Genomic DNA, 24,035 nt, shown 5'->3' on the forward strand with positions numbered 1-24,035 from the left:
CATGAGGGCGGCAACCCGGGCCCGGCGCCAACGTGGCGTATCGCTCTTCGTCGTGCTGGTGATGGTGATGCTCTCGTGCCTGCTGGTGGTCTGGGCCTCGCGCACGGCACTTTTCAGCGAGATGTTGACGGGCACTGACAGCGACTACCAGCGCGCGTTCGAGGCCGCGCACGCCATGGTGCGCGATGCCGAGTTCGACATCATGGGCACGCGCGCGGACGGGAAGACCGCCTGCAAGTCCAATGCCGGATACGTCGGATGCCGGGAGTTGGCCGGGGCGATATTCTTTCCGAACGATGAGACTGATTTCCAGAATCTTGCCGATGCGTTGCGCCGCGCCTCCCGCACGTGCGTGCAAGGCATCTGCATCGGGCTTGGCGGTGTGGGCAACAACAAGTTCTGGGAGTCGAAGGCAACGCTGAAGGCGATGACGGGCATCGGCGTGGCTGCCACCTACGGTGCGTACACCGGTGCCAGGGCGACGGCGGCGAGCAACCCATTGCTGATCTCGGGAGCAGGCCAGGCGCCGCAGGCGTGGTACTGGGTCGAAGTACTGCCCTACAACCTGGGCGCGAACACCACTGCGGGTCCGGCGCAGCAATTCGCGCCCGATGGCGACAACCCCCACGTGTACCGGATCACCGCCGTTGCGCAAGGCCTCAAGGCCAACAGCCTGGCAGTTGTCCAGGCCCTGTTTGTCCGGAAACGGGTTGCGTCGTGATGAGAGGGGTCTTGGGTAGCGCGCTTCTAGGCGCGCTGATGCTGCCGCTCTCGCAAGCGCTGGCAGCGCCGCTGGCATTCAGTAGCGCGCCCGCCGGCACCGGCTATCGCAAGCCGGCACCGAACCTCATCGTCTCGGTGGACGATTCAGGCAGCATGGGCCCCACCGGCATGCGGACTTTGCGCAATGCGCTGGTCGACACATTCTCCGAAGCCAATGTGCCGGACGGTGCCATCCGCCTGGCGTGGCAGTCCATGGCGCGCTGCCACACGATCCCCAGCGGCGGCGACTGCAACGGTCACAACGGGATGCGCGTGCTCGATATCGTTCATCGCAGCCACTTCATGGCATGGGTGGCGACACTCGACGCCAGGTCGGGTACGCCCTCGCATCGCATGCTGTTCAACGCGGGCGAATACCTGCGCATGCCGCCTGGGGTCAACAGTCCGTGGGCCAGCGCGCCGGGCACGGCACAGGAGCCCATGCTGGGCTGTCGCAGGTCGTACAACCTGTTCGTGACGGACGGCGGATGGAACAGCCGGTTGGGCAACCAGGCCGGCGACGTGAACGACCGCGTCCGCTGGAACGCCAGCAACCCGTCCGCGGGAGCATCGATTCTCAACGCCGACGGCACGTCCAGGCTGCTGGGCGACGGCATGACCCCGTATGACGTCACGCTGCCGCACACGCAAATCTACCGCGACAAATTCGGGGCGGACCTCTACACCGACAGCCGTGGCTCGGGCGTGTTGCCGACGTTCTCGGACCTGGCCTTCCACTACTGGGCGACCGACCTTCAGCCGGAGTTGCCCAACAACGTGCCGACGCACATCGTGCAGGAGGGCGACGCGACCATCACGGACGGCACCCTCGCGAGGGCCGTCCCCGAGTTCTGGAATCCTCGCAACGACCCGGCCACCTGGCAGCACATGACGCTGTACACGCTGGGCTTCAACGACGCCGCGGACGGGGGCCGATTCGCGTCGTCCGCATTCGCAGGCGACACCTGGAGCGGCGACGACTACAAGCGCCTCCTGCTCGGCACGGCCAACTGGCCGAACCCGCTGGAAGCACGGGCGATCAACGACGACAGATTGCGCATGCCAGAGTTGTGGCATGCGGCGCTCAACGCGCGCGGCAAGTTCATCCCCGCGCCGACGGGCACCTCGCTTGCCGTGGCAGTCAAGGACGTGTTGAACACCATCGACGCAGAGAAGGGCAGCGTGCCCACATCGATCGCGGGGAGTTCGAATTCGACGCGAGCCGCGTCCATGTCGTTCGAGGCGGACTATTCCGCAGATGGTTGGCGAGGGGCCGTGACCGCTTACAACGTGGCCGCCGCCACCGGTGCAGTTTCAAGGGCCGGCGCGTGGGGCACCACGACGCCCGCGGTCGGCAACCCGCTTTCCAGACCGGTCTCCACCGCCGCGCGACTGGACGCCGAACCCTTCATGCCCGCCGACCGTCTCGTGCTATCGCATGACGGCACGGCCGGCATCGCGTGGACCTGGGCGAATCTCTCGAACGCGCAGAGGTCGGCCCTCCATGCGTTCGGCTCGACCGTCGACCACAAGGGTGAGGACCGCCTTGCGTTCCTGCGAGGCGATCGCGGCAAGGAAGCGGTGAACGGCGGCACTTTTCGCAACCGCAAGTCTCGCCATGGCGACATCGTGAATTCGAGCCTGTGGGTCGCGCCGGGCAAGCCGGCCAGCGGCCATGTCGACACGACGTACCAAGCCTTCAGAAGCACCCATTCGGGCAGGCCGTCGATGCTCTATGTCGGCGCCAACGACGGCATGCTGCATGGCTTTGCCGCGGCCGACGGCACCGAGAAGATCGCCTATGTTCCCAACGGACTGCATGCCGCGCTACCGCAACTGACGTCCGTCAACTACGAGCACCGTTACTACGTGGACGGGTCGCCGTTCACCGGCGATCTCAAGGCCGGTGCCGATATCTGGAAGACCTACCTGGTCGGCTTCCTCGGCGCGGGCGGGCGCGGCTTCTTCGTACTGGACGTCACGGATCCGACTGCATTTGCGGTGGCCGCGCCCGCCAACCTGGTCGTCATGGACAAGACCGGCCCGGAGATCGATCCGGATGTCGGCCATATCTTCAGCCAGCCGGTGATGGACCGGGCCAATTCCGCAATCACGCAACAGATCACGCTACTCAACAACGGTCGTTGGGCCTTGATCGCGGGCAACGGCTACAACAGCGCGAATGAGCGGGCGGTGCTGGTCATCCAGTATCTCGATGGCGACAAGGCCATGGTGAAGATCGGCGCGGGCGCGCGCGGCGGCAACGGCCTCGGCGCGCCGCGGCTCGTCGATCTCAATGGAGACCGGAAGCCCGACATCGCTTATGCCGGCGACCTGCAAGGCAATCTCTGGGCGTTCGACCTCACCAGCCTCACGCCCGAGGGCTGGAAAGTCGCCTTCGATGGAGCGCCGCTCTACGTCGCGCGCGATACGACCCGCAAGCCGCAGCCCATCACCGCGGCGCCAGTCTGGCTGCCGCACCCGAACGGCGGCAGGATGGTGGTGTTCGGCACGGGTCGCAACCTGACCAATGCGGATCGCAGCGACACTGCCGCGCAGAGCATCTACGGCATCCACGACAGCACGGTCATTCTTCGCGATGCGTTCAACAAGGTCACATTCTCAGGTGGCGCACCTATCACGGACGGGCGCGACGCGCTGGTGGCGCAGACAGCCGGCACGGAAGCCGGTGCCGCGAATGCAACGGGCCATCGGCTCTGGAAACTCAGTTCCAACAGCGTCGAATTCACCGGCAAATCTGCCAGGAAGGGTTGGTACTTCGACTTGCCGGTGGCCGGCGAGCGCGTCGTCGGGAACCTCGAGTGGTTCGACGGACAGTTGGTCGACGTGGCGAGCATGGTGCCCGCCACGGACGGCAACACGACGGCGGAAACCTGCGGCCCTGTTCCGGTCAACGGCCGTGGCTACGTCACCACGCTGAACGCCATCACCGGAAGCGCGCCCACGTCGCAGATTTACGGGTACTCCGCCATCATCGACACCATCGGCAGTCGCAAGACGGCGTCCCGCATCGAATCGTCATTGCGCCATGGCCTGAAGACCGACAGGGATGTCATCGGCGTTTGCGCGTCTGGCCAGTCTTGCGACGACAGGCAGCGCCTTGGGAATATCGGCCTGCGTCCGGCGTGGAGGCAACTGCAATGACTCGTCCTCGCATCGCGCCCGGCACGCGGCAGCGGCTGGGCTTCACGCTGATCGAAGTCATGTTCGTCGTCGCGGTAATCGGGGTGCTGGCGGCCATCTCGCTGCCGACCTACCAGCAATACATCCGGCGCGGCAACCGCGCCGAAGCCCGCACCGGCTTGCTTCAGGCAGCGCATTGGCTGGAGCGCGTAGCCACTGCGCGAGGCAGCTACCTGAAGACCTCCGAGGTCGACACGTCGTTCCCCGCGGCGCTCAGGAACGTTCCCTCGCGCACCTACGCGCTCAGCCTCGAGGGCACGGACGAATCGGGAGCTGGCTACACTTTGAAGGCAATTCCGCAGAATGGCCAGGCGGGCGACGAATGTGGCGAGTTCACGTTGACGCAAACCGGCGTGCGCGCGCTGTCTTCGCCGAGCGCTGCCGCCGAGTTGACGGCGGAGTGCTGGAATCGTTGAAAGCGCAAACTGCCCGCCTCCTCTCCACATCCCGATCTTTCGCCAATGCCCCTTTCTGAGCACTCCATGGATCTGGCCCTTGCGCTGGCGCGTGCAGCGCAAACCAGGGTCTCGCCGAACCCTGCAGTGGGTTGCGTCATCGCCACCCGAGCCGGCGAAATCATCGGCCAGGGCCACACACAGGTCGTCGGTGGCCCACACGCCGAAATCATGGCGCTACGCGATGCGGAGGCGCGCGGACATTCGGTCGTCGGCGCTACCGCGTACGTCACGCTGGAGCCCTGCTCCCATCATGGGCGGACGGGGCCTTGTTGCGATGCGTTGATCGCGGCAGGGATCAAGAAGGTGGTTGCATCGATTGCAGACCCCAATCCGCTCGTCGCAGGCCAGGGATTCGACCGGTTGCGCGCGGCGGGCGTTGACGTCGAAGTCGGGCTCGGCGCCGCCGAATCGCGCGAACTGAACATCGGCTTCTTCAGCCGCATGATCCGCAAGACGCCCTGGGTTCGCCTCAAGGTCGCGGCCTCGCTCGACGGAAAGACCGCGCTCGACAACGGCGTCAGCCAATGGATCACCGGCGAGGCCGCACGCACCGACGGACACGCGTGGCGCGCACGCGCCAGCGCGGTGCTGACAGGCGTGGGTACGGTGCTCGAAGACAACCCCTTGCTCGACGTACGCCTGGTCGAAACCGGGCGCCAGCCCCATCTGGTGATCGTGGACAGCCAACTCCAGACGCCCCCTGATGCGCGTCTTTTCGTGCCCGGTCGATCCGTCTGGATCTATGCCGGCGCACGCTCGAATCCCGAAAAAGAAGAAGCGCTCAAGTCACGTGGCGCCACGGTGACGCACCTGCCCAACACCCAGGGCAAGGTCGACCTGGCCGCGATGCTGGCCAATCTTGCGCGACGTGAGATCAACGAACTGCATGTCGAAGCCGGCCACAAGCTCAACGGCTCGTTGGTGCGCGAAGGCCTGGTCGACGAACTGCTGGTCTATCTGGCGCCGAAATTCATCGGCAGCGGCATGGGAATGGCCAGCCACATTCACGCAGCCGGCCCCTTGACCGAACTCGCAGGCGCGCTCCCATTGGAATTCCGCTCCGTCGAGATGCTCGGCCCGGACTTGCGCATCGTCGCCAGAGTGACCGCCCGCGACACGTTTTGACCCCAGCAGGTTCACGGAAGCTCGCTTCGACCTCGTCGCTGGCCTGGATGAGCTGGTACTTGGACCAGGAGTACTGCGCCAGCAGGACCAGGGACAGCAACGAGACCGTGACCCACACCGGCACGGTGCGCAGCAGCCGGAACTTGCCCGCGCCCACGCCCTTCCAGTGTGGGGAGAGGTCGCGCGGCACCTCGCCGCGCGCGGCCGTGACGATGTCGTACAGACGGTGCCGGATGATCTCAAGCTGGCGCCGGCCATGGGTCTCCGATCGGTAGCGGCCTTCGAAGCCCACGGCCAGGATGAAGAACATGAGTTCGATCAGGTCGATATGCTCTTGCTGCGAGGCGGCCAGACGCCCGATGAGCAGAAAGACCTTCTCACCCCCATAGGGGTCTTCGTGAAAGTGCTGGGCGAGCTGCTGTCCGGCCCAGATGCCGGTGTTGCCGCCCTCTCCGCCGCCCCAAGGGGTTCGGTTGGCCGCTTCGTCGATGGCGGTGCACAGCGCATAGCTGGCCGCGACGATGTGCTCGTGCCTGACCTGGGCTTCGGCGCACAGGATCTGGAAGGTGCTGACTTCGCGCACCAGAAGGCGGTGGAGGACATCGATGGCCTCGGCGCTGAGTTCCTTGGGCATGTGCAGTGCCTGAAGCAAGGGCTGTGCGGCTTCGAGCAGCGGGTTCTGTGCGGCCTCGATGGTGGCGAAGCGCGCATCCCGCGGGGGCTCGGAGGCGAGTCGGATGACCTTGGGCTGCTCGTGCTCGTGCTCGTGCTCGTGCTGGTTCTGTTCGGTCGGCAACGTGCGTTTTGCGCTGCGGGATGCGCCATTCGCACCGCGCAGAGCCGTTTTGCCTCTCGCGGCAGGCATGTCGCTGAAGGTATCAGTTGATTCTGGCATTGACGAACCGCATGTCTTCGAATTGGCTTCCGGTGAATCCACCTGCTCGCCGCGCAGATCGACCGCACTCAGACCCCTGCCTGTGCATTCGAGCAGGCGCACGCCCGACCAGTGACTCGCGTCGAAATTCAGTGCCATCCAGTTGCACCGGGTGAACGTGCAGCCGCTGAGCTTGCTGGACTTGAACTGCCCGGTGTTGAAGGTGCAGTTGATGAAGGTACAGCCGCTGATCGCGATGCGCTGCAAATGTCCAGGTGCCGGTCCCGCGGAGAGGGGAAGGGCTGGCCCTTCTCCACATAGGCCTGCTGCGCCCAGTGGTTGTAGACACGCGCATGCGGGTGGTCCTTGCCCACGTCGGCGCGCCAGATGCCGGTCTTGGGGCATGGGACGTTGCCCGTGCAGGTCACCCAGGGCTCGGGGATGCGGCTGGCGCGTGCGACGCCCTGGGCGATGCGCGGGTGGATGCCGGGCGCCGGGCGCTTTTCGGGCAGGCCCAGGTAGTGCCACATGATGCGTCCGTGCGAAGGGCTCAGGCCCATGGCGGCGCGGTCGCGCGCGAAGGCTTCGCCCCGGGCGTAGCGTTGCGGCACCTGCGCCCGATCCCATCCGTCATTCTCGAATTCGCGCGGTTCGAGCAGTTGCGCGAGCCAGTAGCCGGTGAAGCGGGCGGCGGTCGTTTCAGCCTGGGCGGGCACGTCGAGATACGCCAGGGGCCTGCCGGCGTCCTCCTCCGGCAGGGGCACGGGTTTGCTCGGCAGTACGTAGCCGTCCGGGATGTGGGCGCGGCCGGTACGGTTGGTGCCTGGGGTGGGCTGGATGATGGTCGCGGGCACGAGGCCCTTGGCGGCATCGATCAGGGCCTGCTCGTTGCCGTCCCACTTGGGCAGTTGCGCTGGCGGCAAAGGAAGTACCTTGTCGAGGTTGGGGAGGAGAAGGTCTGGGTTGCGTTCGAGGGCGTCACCAAGAGCGCTGTAGCGTTCGGCTCGTGCGCGATCCTTGAGCTTGCCAACCATCGGTTGATCTTGCCCCTGGAATCCGTATCCCATAGCCGAACTCATGAGTTGACTTGCCGTGGTTGATTGGCAAACCAGTTTTGCTCCAACTGCATCGGGCTGACGTCGGCCAGCGTCGAGTGAAGTCGAGTGCGGTTGTACCAGAGCAGCCAGGCGACTGTTTCGTCCTTGGCCTCGCGTCTAGTCTTGAAGCCTTGTCCGTGCAGCCGCTCGACTTTCAGTGACCCGAACAGAGTCTCCCTGCAGGCGTTGTCCCAGCAGTTGCCCTGGCGACTCATCGAACTGGTGATGCCGTACTCGCCAAGCACACTCCTGAAATCATGGCTGGCGTACTGTGAGCGTCCAGCGGTCCACAGTGCCGAGTTCAAGGCAAGGGTCTTGGCCGAGTGCCGGCAGCCCGGCGCGTCGGTCTCAGCCGTAGCCATTCTGCCGCGGCACGCGCCCAAGCAAAAAAAACAATCCCGACGATCCAAACCCCGGCCCCACCCAGAGTCCAAGCGCAACCTCTTGTACCTTTGAATGCGAAACCGTATAAGGCCCTCTTCGCCTCCCCCTGCGCAAGATGCAATATCCGCGACGAGACAACTCCCGGGGAGTTCACAAGAAAGGAGCATCCCATGCTGACCGATCTTCAACTCGCGCAGATCATGCTTCACGCTTCGCAGCAGAAGCGTCTCCTGTATCTCGATCCGCTGAACGCGGCGATGCAGGAGTTCGAGATCAACACCCTGCGACGATCGGCCGCCTTCATCGCGCAGCTGGCGCATGAGTCGGGCGAGTTCAATTTCATGGAGGAGATATGGGGCCCGACGGCCGCGCAGAAGCGATACGAGCCGCCGAGCGATCTGGCCCGGACGCTCGGCAACACGCAGCCCGGCGATGGCAGGCGCTTCAAGGGCCGAGGTCCGATCCAGTTGACCGGCCGTGCCAACTACCAGAAGTTCGGCGACCTGCTCGGCATCGATCTCGTCGACCATCCGGAGCTGGCGGCCGCACCGGAGGTCGCATTCAAGACGGCGGGGCTCTACTGGAAGCGCAAAGGTCTCAACGAACTCGCCGACGCGGACAACTTCACCGAGATCACGCGCAGGATCAATGGCGGCCAGAACGGCGCCGCCGAGCGCGTCCGCTTCTACGAAAGGGCCAAGCTCGTGCTGGCCCCGGACTTTCCGACCGCGAGCGCCGCGCCTTCAAAGGCCAAGGCCGCCGCGAAGTTCGCGGAACCAGCGGACGAATTGCTGCGCGGCGACGAAGCGATCCGGCTCGAGCCACCGTCACCGGCCTTCGTGCCGCCGCCTCCCGAGTCGCTGGCGGTGCGGCCCGACACGCTCGACTTCCGCGACCTCATGTACACGCCCTCGCTCATCGAAGTGCCGACCCATATCCCGCTGGGCGACTACCTGGAACATGAAGTGCCGATCCTGAACCAGGGCAGTGAAGGGGCATGCACGGGCTTCGGCCTGGCGACCGTCGCGAACTACCTGCTGAAGCGCAGGCGGGTCGTACCCGACAAGGTGCCGGTCAGCCCACGCATGCTGTACGACCTCGCGCGCCGCTACGACGAATGGCCCGGCGAGGACTACAGCGGTTCGAGCGCGCGCGGCGCAATGAAGGGCTGGCACAAGCACGGCATCTGCGCCGAGGCGCTCTACCCCTTCAAGCCCGGCAAGGCCGACCGCAAGGGAATGACCAATGCGCGCGTGGCCGACAGCGTGCGTCGGCCGCTCGGCGCTTATTTCCGTGTCAACCACAAGGACCTGGTCGCCATGCACGCGGCCATCGCCGAGGTCGGTGCGCTGTACGCAACCGCCACGGTCCACGAAGGATGGAACAACGTCGGCAGCGACGGTCTGATCGTGCAGTCCGAAGCGATCACCGGCGGCCATGCCTTCGCGATCGTCGCCTATGACGACCAGGGCTTCTGGCTGCAGAACTCCTGGGGTGAAACATGGGGCAGGCGCGGCTTCGCACGCATCACCTACGACGACTGGCTCGCCAACGGCACCGACGTGTGGGTCGCGCGTCTCGGCGCCCCGGTCACGCTGCGCGCAAAGCAATCCACCGCAACGGCGCACTCGGCGACCGCCGACCAGAGCGTGGCGTATTCCTTCGCGGACTTGCGGCCCCATATCGTGAGCGTCGGCAACGACGGCGTGTTGAAGCCGGGTGGCGACTACGGCGCCACGCCCGACGAACTCCGCCATGTCTTCGAGCAGGACATTCCCGCGGCAACCGGGCGATGGAAAAAACTGCGCGTCCTTCTCTATGCGCATGGCGGGCTCGTGAACGAGCAATCCGCGGTGCAGCGTCTCGCGGAATACCGGCCGGAACTGCTGAAGGCCGAGGTGTACCCGCTGGCCTTCATCTGGCGCACCGACTACTGGACCACCTTCTCCAACATCCTCAAGGATGCGGTGAGCCGTCGAAGGCCCGAGGGCGCCCTGGACGCCACCAAGGACTTCATGCTGGACCGGCTCGACGATGCGCTCGAGCCGCTGGCGCGCGCCCTCAGCGGCAAGGCCGCCTGGAGCGAGATGAAGGAGAACGCCTTGCGCGCCGCCGATGCAGGACGCGCTTCGGTCATGGTCGCCGACCACCTGAAGAAACTGGCGAAGACCGCCGAGAAGAATGGCCAGGCCTTCGAGATCCATCTCGTGGGTCACAGCGCCGGCTCGATCCTGCACGCCCCGGTCGTCAAGCTTCTGGCAGCGCGCGGGCTGCCGATCGAGACCTGCACCCTCTGGGCGCCGGCCTGCACGGTCGATCTGTTCAAGCAGTTCTATGTGCCGGCGATGGAATCGAAGATGCTGCGCAAGCTGGCGGTGTATGCGCTCAAGGACAAGACCGAGCGTGACGACGACTGCGCAAGGATCTACAACAAGTCCTTGCTCTACCTCGTCTCCAACGCCTTCGAGGACAAGGTGCGCATTCCGCTGTTCCGCGACGGCGTGCCGATCCTGGGCATGGAGAAAGCCTTCGACACCGAGTTGCGGAAGATCTTCAACACGCACGGCGCCGAACTCGTGCTCACGCCCAACACCGAACCCGACGGTTCGCTGAGCGCATCGGAGGCCATGCATCACGGCGACTTCGACGACGACAGGAAGACCGTGATGTCCACCTTCAGGCGCATTGCCGCGGGCGCCGGCAAGGCGAAAGGTGCGGAGAAACTCGCGGCGACGGCGGCTCCGATTCATACGACCGCCGCAAAGCCGATGTTCCCGCACACCGAGTCGTCGCTACGGGACCGTCGCCAGCAGATCGACGCTCGCACCCGAATGCGGTAGCGAGCCTGGTCAACAAGCTGCTACGGCCGCTGCCTCAGTTCGCGCCGCAGGATCTTCCCGGCAGGCGACTTGGGGATCGCGTCCACGAACTCGACTGCGCGCAGCCGGGCATAAGGCTCGACATGGCCCGCCACATGGGCCATGACCTCGGCCTCGCTGATGTCGCCGCGCTTCACCACGAAGGCCTTGGGCGCTTCGCCGGTCTCCTCGTTCGCAATACCGATCACGGCCGCATCGGCCACGGCCGGATGGGTGAGCAGCAACGATTCGAGAAGCGCCGGCGCGACCTGATGCGCATTGACCTTGATCAGTTCCTTGAGGCGATCGACGATGAAGAACTCGCCGTCGTCATCGATGACCACGACGTCGCCGGTGTGCAGCCATCCGTCCGCATCGACCGCGGCATCGGTCGCCTGCACATTGCCGAGATAGCCGCGCATGACGGTCGGCCCGCGTACCAGCAGTTCGCCGCGCTCGTTCGGCCCGAGGTCGACACCGGTGGCCACGTCGAGGACGCGTGCCTCCATGTTCGGCAGCAGCCGGCCGACCGCTCCCGGCTTGGCAGGGTCGTTGTCGCGCTTGCGGCTGGTGGCGGCCAGGGTGCATTCCGACATGCCATAGCCCTGCCGAACCTCGACACCCATGCGCTGGCCGGCCTCCATCTGCAACGCATCGCCCAGCGGCGCGGCCCCGCTGTTGATGAACGTCACGGATGACAGGTCGTACTTCGTCACCAGCGGATGCTTTGCCAGCGCGAGGACGATCGGCGGGACGACCATGAGCGACGTGATGCGATGACGCTCGATGAGTTGCAGGAACTGCTCGAAGTCGAAGCGCGGCATCGTTACGCATGCGTGGCCGCGGCGGACCGTCATGCTGACGAATGCCAGCAGCCCGTAGCAGTGAAAGAACGGCAGCACCGCCAGCGAAATGTCTTCGGAGGGAGCGCCCGAGAGGGATTCCAGTTGCGACATCATCGCCACCATGTTCCGGTGCGTCAGCATCACGCCTTTGGCGCGGCCAGTGGTGCCGCTCGAGTACGGGAGCGCGGCCAGGTCGCGCGCCGGGTCGATGTCGACACGGATGGGCCCGGCCTCGTTGGCCAGCAGCGCCGCAAACGGGGTCGCGCCCTCGGACTCCCCGAACACGAAGACCTCTTCCACGCCCGACGCTTTCGCCGCTTCGAGCGCGACGCCGAGGAATGCTGGAATCGTCAGCAGGTAGCGCGCGCGGCTGTCGCCGAGTTGCTCGGCGAGCGTCTCCGCCGTGCACAACGGGCTTGCTGTCGTTACCACGCCCCCGGCCATGGCGACCCCGTGGAACGCGACAACATACTCCGGCAGGTTCGGGCTGAAGATGGCGAACACATCGCCCTTGCGCATGCCGCGGCGCAGGAGCGCGCTGGCCATTCGCCGCGCCATCTCGAGGACCTGGCCGTGGGTGAGCATGCGGCCGCTCGGCCCGTCGATGAACGCGACGGCGCCCGCGCGCTGCGCCGTCTGCTCGAAAGCGAATTCGCTGACGGACCGCTCGGGAATCTCGATGTCGGGCCAGGGGCTGCGAAAGATCATGTCGACGTCCTCGGCCATCGGCCTCAAGCCATCCCGAACACCGTCACATCCGGCCCTGCCGCCCCCCAACGCCTTGGTGTCATACCAGAAGTCGATCCTGCGAATGCTGCGTTTGCCCATGCCGCGCAAGTCGATCACGCGGCTCTCGCCGCCGCGCGGAATGTTCTGCCGCACCAACACATCGCGTCGCTTCATGGTGATCCCCGGCTGTCTGGAGGAGCATCACCGTAGCACGGACACCCGGCCCAGGCTACCTTGAAGAGACTGGTCAAAGCCGCGCCGCCCTGCGAGACTCTCCGGCTCCGTTTTCCCGAGGAAGATGACGAATGATGCTTTCACGCCCTGCAATTCCTTCTTGCAGTGCCTTGCTCACGGCCGCGTCGCTTCTTGCAATCGCCGGCGCGGCGCAAGCCCAGGATTCGGAAGATCTGGCCAAGAAGCTGTCGAACCCGGTTTCCGCGCTCATCAGCGTCCCGCTGCAATACAACTACGACCATCGCTACGGCACCGACAATGCGGGCCACAAGAACGTCCTGAACGTGCAGCCGGTCGTGCCGATCGAACTCAACGCCGACTGGAACGTCATCAGCCGCACCATCGTGCCAGTCATCAGCCAGACCAACGTCCAGCCGGGCACCAGCCAGTCCGGCCTGGGCGACATCACGCAGAGCTTTTTCTTCTCGCCCAGGAAGCCCGGTGCGGGCAACCTGATCTGGGGTGTGGGCCCGGTGCTGTTCCTGCCCACAGGCACCGACCCTGCCCTCAGCGCACGCAAGTGGGGTGCCGCCCGACCGCCGTGCTGCTGAAGCAGGACGGCCCATGGACCGTCGGCATGCTGGCCAATCACATCTGGACCGGCGGCGGCGACTCCACCAGGCCCAACGTCAGCAACACCTTCATCCAGCCCTTCCTCTCGTACACCACGAAGGACGCCTGGACCTATGGCATCAACACCGAATCGCCTACGACTGGAAGAACAAGCAATGGTCGGTGCCCATCAACGTCACGGTGGGCAAGCTCATCAAGGTGGGCAACCGGCCGATCAGCCTGACCGGCGGCCTGCGCTACTGGGCCGAAAGCCCCGACACGGGGCCGAAGGACCTGGGCTTTCGGTTTGTCGTGACCTTCCTGTTCCCCAAGTGAGTCAACGAGCGGGGGCCGGCGCGTGCATGTCGATGCCGGTCGGATGCGGGTTGGTGTCCTTCATGTCTTCGGGCAGCAGGTTGCCATCGTCGAGCTGCGCGTCGGCCACTGCCGTGGCGGGGTAGCGCTCCGGATACAGATGCCGCTCGGCGACCTTCGAATCGAAGGTACCCGACCATTTCGCGACGACCACCACCGCGACGCTGTTGCCGATCGTGTTGCAGGTCGAGATGGCCATCGACAGGAAGCGATAGACGCCGAAGATCACCGCCAGTCCCTCGACCGGAAGGATGCCGGTCGAGGTCACGGTGGCCGCGAACACCACGAACGATCCGCTGGACACCGTGGCCGCGCCCTTGGAGGTCAGCAGCATCAGCAGCAGGATGCCGATCTGCTGGTCGATCGACAGCGGCACGCCGTAGGCATGCGAGATGAACATCACGCCCATTGCCATGAAGATCGAGGTGCCGTCGAGGTTGAACGCGTAGCCGGTGGGCAGGACCAGGCCGACCGTCTGCTTGGCGCAGCCGAGGCGCTCCAGCTTGATCAGGAGGCGCGGCAATGCGCTTTCGGATGACGCCGTGCCGAGCACGATCAGGATCTCGTCCTTGATGTAGCGCAGGAAGCGCCAGAGGCTGAAGCCCGCGATCTTCGCGATGAGGCCGAGCGCCACGGCGATGAAGATCGCGATGACGGCATAGAAGCTCAGCACCAGTTGCGCCAGTGCCACCAGCACGGCCGTGCCGTTGCTGCCCACCGAATAAGCCACCGCGCCGAAGGTGCCGATGGGTGCCAGCTTCATCACCAGGTTGATGAACGAGAACAGCACTTCGGAGATGTAGTCGAGCCCACCGTTGATCTTCTCGCGGCGCCCTTCCGGAATCGCCAGGATGCCGATGCCGACCATCACGGCGAGCACCACGACTTGCAGCAACTCGCCCTTGGCGAACGCGCCGACGAAGTTGTCCGGCACGATGTGCATCATGAATTCGAGGAAACCCTGGGGAGCCGCGGCCTTGACGACCGGTGCCGCCGCACCGCCGGCCACCGTGGTCATGCCCTTGCCGATCCCCAGCAGGTTGCCGGCCAGCATGCCGACGCACAGGGCAATCGTCGAGATCACCTCGAAGTAGATGATGGAGCGCCATCCCACGCGCCCCGCACTCTTCACGTCGCCGGCCGACGCAATGCCGTGCACGATGGTGAGGAAGACGAGCGGCGCGACGCCGGCCTTGATGAGCGACAGGAACATGTCGCCCAGCAGCTTGAGTTGCGATGCGAACTTCGGAAAGGCAAAGCCGACCAGGATGCCGAGCACCAGCGACACCAGCACTTGCATGCCCAGCTTGCGGTACCAGGGGAGCTTCTTCAGCGGTGCCGGCGCGGCCGGTGCGAGGGTGGAGGGGTTCGTCATGTTCTGTCTCCTCGCGCTTCAGGCGCTGGCTGCGGCGGACAGCGCCAACGCGCGATCGACCATTTGCGGCGCAAGGCCGAGGTAGTTGGCCGGGTCGGTAAGGCGGTCGATGGTGGCGCGGTCGAAATGCTGCGTGACGTCGGGCAACGCGGCGAGTGCCTCGGCCAGCGTGCCGCCCTTCTCGTTCACCGTGCGGCAGGCGTCGTAGACCACGTCATGCGCCTGCTGCCGGCCGATGTGCGGGGCCATGCCCATCATCACGGCCTCGGCCACGATCAGCCCCTTCGTGATACCCAGGTTGTGCGCCATGCGCGCCTCGTCGACGATCAGGCCGCCGAGCGCAAACTTGGCCTGGTGCAGTGCACCCGACGCGAGGATGAAGCTCTCCGGAATCGCGATCCATTCCGCGTGCCACGGGCCGGTCGCGCGCTCGAAGTCCTGCACCATCGCATCCACCATCAGGCCGGCGTGCTGCCGCACCGCTTTCGACGCGGCAAGCATCAGCTCGCTGGAGATCGGGTTGCGCTTTTGCGGCATCGTGCTCGATGCGCCGCGGCCCTTGACGAAGGGCTCGTACACCTCGGCAAATTCCGTCGACGCCATGATCATGATGTCGAGCGCGATCTTGCCGAGCGAGCCCGTGATGAGCGCCAGCAGGTTCACCGCCTCCGCGAATCCGTCGCGCGCCACATGCCACGTCGTGGCCGGCACGCCGAGCCCGAGCTCCTCGGCCATCGCCTTCTGCACCTCGAAGCCCTTGTCACCCAACGAAGCCAGCGTGCCCGCGGCGCCGGCGAATTCGACCACCGCCACGCGCGGGCGCAGTTCGGCAATGCGCTGCTGATGCCGGTCGAACATGGCCAGCCAGATCGCGACCTTGTAGCCGAAGGTCACGGGCAGCGCCTGCTGCAGGTGGGTGCGGCCGGCCATCGGCGTGTCGCGATGCTTCTTCGCCAACGCGGCCAGGATGCCGCGCAGCTCGCGGATGTCGCCATCGATGCTGTCGAGCGCATCGCGCACCTGCAGTGCCACGGCGGTGTCCATGATGTCCTGCGTGGTCGCGCCCCAATGCACGTACCGGCCCGCTTCGCCGCACATCGCCACCAGTTGATGCACGAGCGGAAGGATCGGGTAGCCCACGATGTCGGTCTCCTCGCGCATGTGGTCGAAGTCGATGCGCTCGATCTTCGATTCGCGTGCGATGACTTCGGCGGCATCCGCAGGGATCACGCCGCAGCGCGCCTCGGCCTTTGCCAAGGCGACTTCGGCATCGATGTAACGCTGGATCAGCGCGCCATCGGAGAACAGTTTCCGCATCTTCTGCGTGCCGAAGGCATCGCGAAACAGGATGGAATCGACGACCGTACTGGCCATGGGGAGCGAAGGAGTTGACATGGAACCTCTTGAAGTCGGAGGAAGATGGACGATAATATGTCCGGACATATGAAACTTTAATATGTCCGGACATAACTTCAATTTGGGGTTTACCCTGGCCATGGACGCATCACTCGAATCCACACCGCAGAAGGCCACCTTCGCGAACATCGCCCGCCATCTGACAGAGGCGATCACCTCCGGCCATTTCGCCGTTGGCACCTTGCTGCCCACCGAGCTGGAGCTGTGCAAGCACTACGGCACCAGCCGGCACACCGTGCGGGCCGCGCTCACCGAGTTGCAGCAAGTCGGCCTGGTGTCGCGGCGCAAGAATGTCGGCACGCGTGTCGTATCCGCCAAGCCTCGCGCCAGCTTCCGGCCGTCGCTCGCATCGGTGGATGACCTCGTGCAGTTCGGCGCGGAGCATTTGCGGGTGGTGCAATCCGTCGGCCGCACGACGGCGACCGGCAACCTGGCAAGCGAGCTGGGTTGCACCGACGGAGCGCCGTGGTTGCGCGTCTCGAGCCTGCGCCTGATCGGCGACGAAAGCGCCGCGCCGGTGGGCTGGACCGACGTCTACATCGACCCCGCCTACACCGACATCGCGGAACTCGCCAAGGCGTCTCCCGACACCTTGATCAGCTCATTGATCGAGGAGCGCTACGACCGGCACATCGCGGAGATTCAGCAGGACGTCCGCGCCTTCACCCTTCAAGACCGCGACATGGCGGCCGCGCTGCAGGTCGAGCCAGGAGAGCCGGCGCTGAAGATCGTTCGCCGCTACTTCGACGCGGACGGCGAAATGTTCGAGGCATCGGTCACCGTGCATCCGGCCGACCGGTTCTCGGTGTCGATGCGGCTTCAGCGGTCGCCGGGCTGAAGCGCCCGCCGCGCGGTCTCAGTTCCAGGCGCTCACCGCGAGCCGTACCTTGCCCGTGATGCTGGGCGCGGCAAGCGCTGCGCCCTTCGACGACAAGGGCACGATGAACTGCAGTTTGCCGTCGATCACGTCCTTGTACGTCGTCGGCAAGGTGGCGCGGCCGGCGGTGTCGGTTTGCCAGCCGTAGTTCACCTTCCACTCGGCGGAGGCGGCATCGGCGGGCGGCGAGAGTTCGATGATCAGCGTGTCGCGAAACAGCGAGCTGCCTTCGTAGTGCCCGTCGACCCAGAACTTCCTGTTGACCTGGTAGTCGGGCACGCGCACGCCAAGCGTCATTGCATACGCCAGCGTGGGCCGGTCCTGCTTCACGCGCGCCTTGTTGGAGAGAAACACGGTCGACAGATAGATCGACCGCTTCTCCGGCGTTGCAGGGTTGGTCAGCTCCTTGTGCGTGCGGCAGGCGGGCGAGTCTTCCTCGGCCACGCGCCGGCTCAGGTACCAGCGCTTGCCGCGCGGCGCGGCCAGCAGCTCGACCTGGTAGAGCGCATCGACATCCGCATCCTTCGGGAGGTCCGGCGGCAAGGTCACGCTCTCGACGTCGAACCACAAGTCAACCCGCACGTCGCCGAACAGGAAGCGCACCAGGTTCTGGAATGCTTCCTCGGAGTTGACGATGCCGAAGTAGCCCGAGTGCGAGCGGTAGGTGTAGGCCGTGGCCACGGGCCGCTCCTTGCCGTCCTTGTCGAACGAGCACAGCGTGGCGTTCTCCACGCGCACCAGTCCGTCGCTGCCGTGGCCCGCGAACATGCGCGATGCGCCCATCGCCACTTCATAGTCGCCGCGGTTCGACCCGACCATGCAGAACACGCGCTCGGGTGCCAGTGCCGTGGCGGGCAGGTAGTCCACGCGGCCGTTGATCTTCGGCGTGGCCAGGAACTCGGCGATCTTGTCGCGGTTGAAGGTGTTGATCTCGTTCACCGTCAGCCAGCTCGGCACGTTGACGCCGCCGATGTCGATGCCGTTGTGCGGCGTGGCATAGGTGAAGAACTTGTCGACGCACTGGCGCGCCACGGCGTCGCCGAGCGCCGGGTTCTGCAGGAAGGCCCGCACCACCAGCCCGCCCATCGAATGCGCGACCAGGTAGCAGCGGAAGCCCTCCGGCCCGGGCGGCCCCTCGCGTTTTGCGACAAGATCCCTTATGCGCAGGATGAGGTCGTTCAATCCCTTCGCGTAGGCGGTGATGTCGCGCGACTTCCCGTCGCCGAGCAGGTCCGAACCGGTCTCGTAGTAGCGGTAGATGATGACCGAGGCCGATGGAATGCCTTCGACATCCGCACCGGTCTCGTCCGGCGGCGGCTTCCAGTCCTCGTCGAGGATGTCGAGCCCGTTCTGGTAGACGCTCATGTACTGGAAGTCGGCCAGCAGCCGCACCACGGGCGACTCGAACACGAACTTCTGCGCCGCCGCCTTCTTGTCGACCGTGGCCCGGTACACCGTCGAGCCCACGTTGAAGCCGCAGAACGGGTCAGCGGTGGTCTCGTCGCGCTCCGTCGCAGTCATCGCGTAGCCGCGCACGTAGATGATCGGATAGCGCTTGTCGGTCATGGCGAAACCTCCGTGTTGCGCGCCGCGGCGCGACCGCGCCGCGTGCATTCACGGCCGAGCCCGACTGTGCCGCCGCCACCCGGCAGCCGCCATAGCGCACATGGCGTAGGGCAAGCGGCCAGCTTTCGCGCCTACCGTGCCCGGGGTATCGCGCATACCATGGCCGTCCCGGCGGTCGCAGCGCGCAAACGGCTGACCGGCCGAGAGGAGATCCATGCTGACTGCCGCCATGCCCGAGAACCATCCGGCCGAAGGAACGGCCGCGACCGACTGGCTCGCCTGGCCCGGCCTCGCCGCCATTGCCTCGACCACGGTCAACGAACTCCTGCCCGATGGCGCACGCGCCGTGGTGGTCGCGCCGCATCCGGACGACGAAGTACTGGCGGTGGGCGGGCTGCTGGCGCAACTGGCCGCACAGGAGCGCGAGATCTGCGTCGTCGCCGTGACCGACGGCATCGCCACCCCGGTCGACTCGCCGCATTGGCCGCCGGCGCTCGACAACCGCACCCGCATGCGCCCCATCGAAAGCCGCCGCGCACTGCATCGGCTGGGCGTGGCGGCCGAGCCGGTGCGCCTCGGATTCCCGGACGGCAGCCTGCACATCCTGCGCCGCATGCTGGCCGAACGGCTGCTGCCGCTTCTGCGCCCGACCGACGTGGTGTTCACCACCTGGCGCATGGACGGCCCGCCCGACCACGAGGCCACCGGCCATGCCTGCGCGTTCGCCGCCGCCCGCTCCGGCGCCCGGCTGGTGGAGACGCCCGTGCGCGCCTGGCACTGGGCCGTGCCGGGCGACGTGCGCCTGCCCTGGCGCCGCGCGCGCAGGCTGCCGCTCGATACCCAGGCGCTGGACCGCAAGCGCAACGCGCTGGAAGCCTTCGAGACCCAACTGCAGTCCGTCCCATCGATCCTCGGCGACCCCAACCTGTGCAACAGCGCCGTCACCCGCGCGGCATGGCCCTTCGAAGTGATGTTCATGTGAGATGACTCCCCCCCGAAGCGCCTGCGGCGCCTCCCCCTCAGGGGGCGCACCCAGCGGCCCGGCAAAGCCGGTTCCGCGGGTGCCCACGAACAGACCTCGCTGTGCTTGCGCCGGTTTTGCGTCGCCGAAGCCCCTCAAGGGGGCGCACCCGGCGGCCCGGCAAAGCCGGTTCCGCGGGTAGATGACTCCCCCCCGATGCGCCTGCGGCGCCTCCCCCTCAGGGGGCGCACCCAGCGGCCCGGCGAAGCCGGTTCCGCGGGTGCCCACGAACAGACCTCGCAACGCTTGCACCGGTTTCATGCGTCGCCGGAGCCCCTCAAGGGGGCGCACCCGGCGGCCCGGCAAAGCCGGTTCCGCGGGTGCCCACGAACAGACTTCGCCGTGCTCGTCCTGGTTTCATGCGTCGCGGGTCACGCGGTAGCGTGGTGGAACTGGGACGATTGGCCGGTGGGCGGGTGAACTATGCTCGCGCGGATGATCGCCACCCGCCTGCTGCTCGCCGCCGCTTTCGTCCTCGTCACCGCTTCCGACAACACCGGCGCGTGCGAATCCCCGTATTCCGCGTCGCCCGAGTTCAAAGGCTGCGGCTTCGTGAACGCGCCGAACCCGGACGCGCAGCCCACGGCGAACGCGGCAAGGATCTGGTGGCGCTTCCTGGCCGGCACCAAGACCGACACCGAACCGGTCGATGCCATCCCCGTGCGGCCGCTGACCACCGCGCAGCTCGAGGCGCTCGACCGGCAAGCCAACCACGTCGTGCGCCTGGGCCACTCGTCGACATTGCTCAAGCTGCGCGGCAAGTTCTGGTTGATCGACCCGATGTTCAGCGAGCGCGCATCGCCCTTCGCCTTCATGGGACCAAAGCGCTTTCATGCGCCGCCCATCGCGTTGCAGCAGTTGCCCGCCATCGACGGCCTGGTCATCTCGCACGACCATTACGACCACCTCGACGCCCCGACCATCGAATACCTCGCGCAACGCGTGGCTCACTTCTTCGTGCCGCTCGCCGTGGGCAGGCGGCTGCGGTCGATGGGCGTGCCTGCCGAGCGCATCACCGAGCTCGACTGGTGGCAGTCCGCGACGCGCGGCGATGTGCAACTCACTGCCACGCCGTCGCAGCATTTCTCGGGCCGCACCCTGACCGACCGCAGCGAGACGCTGTGGGCGTCCTGGGTGATCCAGAGCGGGCCGCAACGCATCTACTACAGCGGCGACTCGGGCTACTCCGACGGTTTCCGGAAAATCGGAGATCGCTTCGGCGGCTTCGACCTGGCGATGCTCGAAAACGGTCAGTACGACGAGTGGTGGCCATCGGTGCACATGACGCCGGAACAAGACATCCAGGCCTTCGAAGACCTGCGCGCCAAGGTGCTGCTGCCGGTGCACAACAGCACTTTCGACCTCGCCTTCCACACCTGGCACGCGCCGATGGACCGCATCGCCGACCTGGCGGCAGCGAAGCAGATCGAACTGGCGACGCCGGAAATCGGCGAAGTGATCACCGTGGGCCAGCCGCGAACCAATGTACGCTGGTGGGCCGGACTGAAATAGGTTGCCTCATATCGGCTCCATGACGCGGGGGCGTGTTTCGCGACGCATGAAACCGGCACCGTCAGATGCCAGGGATACTGCGGAACCGGCTTCGACGGGCCGCTGGTATCGCCCCCTTGAAGGCGAGGCGCCGCAGGCGCTTCGGGGGTAGTTGATCTAGTCCTTTGCCCGCCGCTCGCGCGCGCGGCGCACCTGTCGACTCTCATTCGCCTGCACAGCGGCCACTTCCCGCTGCGTCTTCTTCTCGCGCCGATTGCGCGAGAGCTTGCGGCCGATCAAGAAGCTTGCCGTGCCGCTGACAACGGCAATTCCGATGGCGATGGCTCCGACTTCCATGATTGTGTCTCCAGTCATTTTCGTGGAGTGCGCGACTACTGCACGCGCACGATGCTGGCCGGCTTGAAGCCGAGATCGGCCGCCTTGCCCTTGCGCGCCCGCGTCCCGCGTGCATTGTTCAGCGTGCGGATCTCGAGCGTTTCGTCGCGCTCCTTGCCGCCGCGGCCGATGCCGTCGATCCTGACGCTGCGCGTGTAGGCCGCGGCGCCCGCGAGCGTGTCCTTGGCGTCGAGGTCGATCAGCGTGAGCCCGCGGCCGCCCTTGGGCAGCACCTTCAGTTCACCGATCTCGAACGTGAGGATGCGCCCGCCCGTCGACGCGCAGGCCACATGCGTCGCGGCCGGCATCGGCTCGGCGCCGCTGGCGCCGCCCACCAGCGAAGGCCGGCACAGTTGCTCGCCCTCACCCACGTCGACGAAGGCCTTGCCACCGCGCTGGCGCGACGTCATGTTCTCGACCGTCGCGATGAAGCCGTAGCCGCCGGTGTTCGAGAGCAACAGGCTCGCGCCGAGCGGGCCGGCGAAGTAGTGCGCGACGTGCGTGCCGCTTTCGAGATCGAGCAGCGTCGTCACGGGTTGCCCGTCCCCGCGGGCCCCCGGCAGCGAAGCGACCGGCACGGTGTAGACACGCACAGCCTTGTCCTTGGCGGTGCCGAACACCAGCAGCGTGTCGACCGAACGGCATTCGAACGCGCCATACAGTGCGTCCCCCGACTTGAAGCTGTACTCGGCCGGCGTTCCGTTGGCGCCAGCAGCCTTCTCGCTGGCCCAGCCCTTCTGCGCACGAACCCAGCCCTTTTGCGAGACGATCACCGTCACCGGTTCGTCGACCACCCGGACCTCGGCCACGGCGCGCTTCTCGGCCTGGATCAGCGTACGTCGCGGGTCTTCGAAAGTCTTGGCGTCCTGTTCGATTTCCTTTACCAGCAGGCGGCGCAACGCGGCCGGGCTGCCAAGGATGTCCTCGAGTTTCTTCTGCTCTTCGCGCAGGCCCTTGAGTTCCTGCTCGATCTTGATGGCTTCGAGCCGCGCCAACTGGCGCAGGCGAATTTCAAGAATGTCCTCGGCCTGCCGCTCGCTGAGGTCGAAGCGCGCGATCAACGCCGCCTTCGGGTCGTCGGCCGCGCGGATGATCGCGATTACCTCGTCGATGTTGAGCAGCACAAGCTGCCGGCCTTCGAGGATGTGGATGCGGTCCAGCACCTTGTCGAGCCGATGCCGCGAGCGCTTCTCGACGGTGATCTCGCGGAACGCGATCCACTCGTTGAGCATCTGCCTCAGCGACTTCTGCGTAGGCTTGCCGTCGATGCCGACCATCGTGAGGTTGATCGGCGACGAGGTTTCCAGCGAGGTCTGCGCAAGCAAGGTCGTGATGAACTCTTCCTGGCTGATGCGCGAGGTCTTCGGCTCGAACACCAGGCGCACCGCCGCGTCCTTGCTCGACTCGTCGCGCACCACGTCCAGCACGGACAGCATCGCGGCCTTGAGCTGCGTCTGCTCCGTGCTCAAGGCCTTCTTGCCGGCCTTGATCTTCGGATTGGTGATCTCCTCGATCTCCTCCAGCACCTTCTGCGTGCTGACGCCGGGCGGGAGCTCGTTGACCACGAGTTGCCACTGGCCGCGTGCCAGGTCCTCGATCTTCCAGCGCGCGCGCACCTTGAGCGAACCGCGGCCGGTGCGATACGCGTCGGCAATGTCGATCGGGCTGCTGATGATCTGCGCGCCGCCCGGATAGTCCGGTCCGGGCACGATCGCAAACAGCTCTTCCTCGCTGAGCTTGCCGTTGGTCTTGATCAATGCCACGCAGGCATCGGCAATCTCGCGCAGGTTGTGGCTCGGGATTTCCGTGGCCAGGCCCACCGCGATGCCGCTCGCGCCATTGAGCAGCGTGAACGGCAGCCGCGCCGGCAACAGCCGCGGCTCCTGGGTCGAGCCGTCGTAATTGGGCACGAAGTCGACCGTGCCTTCGTCGATCTCGTCGAGCAGCAGGCTCGTGATCCGCGCCAGCCGCGCTTCCGTGTAGCGCATCGCCGCGGCGCCGTCGCCGTCGCGGCTGCCGAAGTTGCCCTGGCCGTCGACCAGCGGATAGCGCTGCGAAAAGTCCTGCGCCATGCGCACCAGCGCGTCGTACGCAGCCTGGTCGCTGTGCGGATGAAAGCGGCCCAGCACGTCGCCGACCACGCGTGCACTTTTCACCGGCTTGGCGCCGACGGTGCCGTTGGCGCCGCCGAAGCCGAGCCCCATGCGCGACATCGAATAGAGAATGCGCCGCTGCACCGGCTTCTGGCCGTCGCACACGTCGGGCAGCGCACGGCCCTTGACCACGCTCAGCGCGTATTCGAGGTAGGCCTGCTGTGCGTAGTCGGCCAGCGTGATGCCGCTGCCGTCGTCGGGCGGCGGAAGATCCAGCATCGGTTGGGAGGAATCGTCCATGGT

Annotated in this window: 17 protein-coding genes and 2 pseudogenes; 10 read left to right on the forward strand and 9 right to left on the reverse strand. The window is 66.1% G+C overall.

The window, feature by feature from the left end; translation table 11 throughout:
• Window position 1: 1 nt before the first annotated feature.
• The 4 genes from WKW80_RS09960 to ribD all read left to right on the forward strand — a co-directional run bounded on the left by WKW80_RS09960 (window position 2) and on the right by ribD (window position 5,549).
• Window positions 2-721, forward strand: a complete 720-nt coding sequence (locus WKW80_RS09960) for a pilus assembly PilX family protein (RefSeq protein WP_340363407.1) — start codon at window positions 2-4, stop codon at window positions 719-721.
• 11 nt (window positions 722-732) lie between these two features.
• A complete protein-coding gene (locus tag WKW80_RS09965) occupies window positions 733-3,927 on the forward strand; it encodes a pilus assembly protein (protein WP_340363408.1) in 3,195 nt (1,064 codons plus the stop codon).
• On the forward strand, window positions 3,924-4,382 hold the full coding sequence (locus WKW80_RS09970; RefSeq protein WP_340363409.1) for a type IV pilin protein: 459 nt from the start codon (window positions 3,924-3,926) through the stop codon (window positions 4,380-4,382). Before WKW80_RS09965 ends, WKW80_RS09970 begins: the two co-directional genes overlap by 4 nt.
• A gap of 66 nt (window positions 4,383-4,448) precedes the next feature.
• Window positions 4,449-5,549 carry a bifunctional diaminohydroxyphosphoribosylaminopyrimidine deaminase/5-amino-6-(5-phosphoribosylamino)uracil reductase RibD gene (gene ribD, locus WKW80_RS09975; RefSeq protein ID WP_340363410.1) on the forward strand — a complete coding sequence of 367 codons (1,101 nt, stop codon included), beginning with the start codon at window positions 4,449-4,451 and terminating at the stop codon, window positions 5,547-5,549.
• A gap of 34 nt (window positions 5,550-5,583) precedes the next feature.
• On the opposite strand, the pseudogene icmH reads toward ribD, so the two are convergent.
• The 3 genes and pseudogenes from icmH to WKW80_RS09990 all read right to left on the reverse strand — a co-directional run.
• Window positions 5,584-6,582: pseudogene (icmH, locus tag WKW80_RS09980) on the reverse strand (type IVB secretion system protein IcmH/DotU); the annotation flags it as partial.
• On the reverse strand, window positions 6,573-7,490 hold the full coding sequence (locus WKW80_RS09985) for a DUF6396 domain-containing protein (RefSeq protein ID WP_340363411.1): 918 nt from the start codon (window positions 7,488-7,490) through the stop codon (window positions 6,573-6,575). The pseudogene icmH and the gene WKW80_RS09985, both read right to left, overlap by 10 nt.
• Window positions 7,491-7,498: 8 nt before the next feature.
• Window positions 7,499-7,795 (reverse strand): annotated as a pseudogene (locus WKW80_RS09990) (integrase core domain-containing protein); the annotation flags it as partial.
• Window positions 7,796-8,074: 279 nt separating this feature from the next.
• On the opposite strand from WKW80_RS09990, the gene WKW80_RS09995 reads away from it, so the two are divergent.
• Complete coding sequence (locus tag WKW80_RS09995) at window positions 8,075-10,744, forward strand: C1 family peptidase (RefSeq protein WP_340363412.1); 2,670 nt, start codon at window positions 8,075-8,077, stop codon at window positions 10,742-10,744.
• Between the two features lie 20 nt (window positions 10,745-10,764).
• On the opposite strand, the gene WKW80_RS10000 is transcribed toward WKW80_RS09995, so the two are convergent.
• The gene (locus tag WKW80_RS10000; protein ID WP_340363413.1) at window positions 10,765-12,510 is read right to left on the reverse strand and encodes an AMP-binding protein; all 1,746 of its coding nucleotides are present in this window, start codon (window positions 12,508-12,510) and stop codon (window positions 10,765-10,767) included.
• 131 nt (window positions 12,511-12,641) lie between these two features.
• On the opposite strand from WKW80_RS10000, the gene WKW80_RS10005 reads away from it, so the two are divergent.
• A complete protein-coding gene (locus tag WKW80_RS10005; RefSeq protein ID WP_340363414.1) occupies window positions 12,642-13,121 on the forward strand; it encodes a hypothetical protein in 480 nt (159 codons plus the stop codon).
• 184 nt (window positions 13,122-13,305) lie between these two features.
• A complete protein-coding gene (locus WKW80_RS10010) occupies window positions 13,306-13,458 on the forward strand; it encodes a hypothetical protein (protein WP_340363415.1) in 153 nt (50 codons plus the stop codon).
• A gap of 1 nt (window position 13,459) precedes the next feature.
• On the opposite strand, the gene WKW80_RS10015 is transcribed toward WKW80_RS10010, so the two are convergent.
• Together WKW80_RS10015 and WKW80_RS10020 are read right to left on the reverse strand one after the other, a co-directional pair.
• Window positions 13,460-14,872, reverse strand: coding sequence for a cation:dicarboxylate symporter family transporter (locus WKW80_RS10015; RefSeq protein ID WP_340363416.1), 1,413 nt, complete (start codon window positions 14,870-14,872; stop codon window positions 13,460-13,462).
• An 18-nt stretch (window positions 14,873-14,890) separates the two neighbouring features.
• Entirely contained in the window at window positions 14,891-16,246 is a 1,356-nt protein-coding gene (locus tag WKW80_RS10020) for a class-II fumarase/aspartase family protein (protein WP_422822881.1), read from the reverse strand.
• A 121-nt stretch (window positions 16,247-16,367) separates the two neighbouring features.
• Here WKW80_RS10020 and WKW80_RS10025 point away from each other — a divergent pair, with 121 nt between their 5' ends.
• Window positions 16,368-17,126: a GntR family transcriptional regulator gene (locus WKW80_RS10025; RefSeq protein WP_340363418.1), complete on the forward strand. Its 759-nt coding sequence runs from the start codon at window positions 16,368-16,370 to the stop codon at window positions 17,124-17,126.
• A gap of 18 nt (window positions 17,127-17,144) precedes the next feature.
• Here WKW80_RS10025 and WKW80_RS10030 read toward each other — a convergent pair whose 3' ends face one another.
• Window positions 17,145-18,731 carry a PGAP1-like alpha/beta domain-containing protein gene (locus WKW80_RS10030; protein ID WP_340363419.1) on the reverse strand — a complete coding sequence of 529 codons (1,587 nt, stop codon included), beginning with the start codon at window positions 18,729-18,731 and terminating at the stop codon, window positions 17,145-17,147.
• Window positions 18,732-18,945: 214 nt separating this feature from the next.
• On the opposite strand from WKW80_RS10030, the gene WKW80_RS10035 reads away from it, so the two are divergent.
• Together WKW80_RS10035 and WKW80_RS10040 are read left to right on the forward strand one after the other, a co-directional pair.
• Window positions 18,946-19,713, forward strand: a complete 768-nt coding sequence (locus WKW80_RS10035) for a PIG-L deacetylase family protein (RefSeq protein ID WP_340363420.1) — start codon at window positions 18,946-18,948, stop codon at window positions 19,711-19,713.
• 474 nt (window positions 19,714-20,187) lie between these two features.
• Window positions 20,188-21,264 (forward strand): MBL fold metallo-hydrolase, encoded by a 1,077-nt coding sequence (locus tag WKW80_RS10040; protein ID WP_340363421.1) that lies wholly within the window; start codon window positions 20,188-20,190, stop codon window positions 21,262-21,264.
• A gap of 156 nt (window positions 21,265-21,420) precedes the next feature.
• Here WKW80_RS10040 and WKW80_RS10045 read toward each other — a convergent pair whose 3' ends face one another.
• Entirely contained in the window at window positions 21,421-21,600 is a 180-nt protein-coding gene (locus WKW80_RS10045) for a hypothetical protein (protein WP_340363422.1), read from the reverse strand.
• A 35-nt stretch (window positions 21,601-21,635) separates the two neighbouring features.
• On the reverse strand, window positions 21,636-24,032 hold the full coding sequence (parC, locus tag WKW80_RS10050; protein WP_340363423.1) for a DNA topoisomerase IV subunit A: 2,397 nt from the start codon (window positions 24,030-24,032) through the stop codon (window positions 21,636-21,638).
• Between the last annotated feature and the right edge of the window lie 3 nt (window positions 24,033-24,035).

The sequence above is a fragment of the Variovorax humicola genome (assembly GCF_037889915.1).
GTDB classification, from domain to species: domain Bacteria; phylum Pseudomonadota; class Gammaproteobacteria; order Burkholderiales; family Burkholderiaceae_C; genus Variovorax; species Variovorax humicola.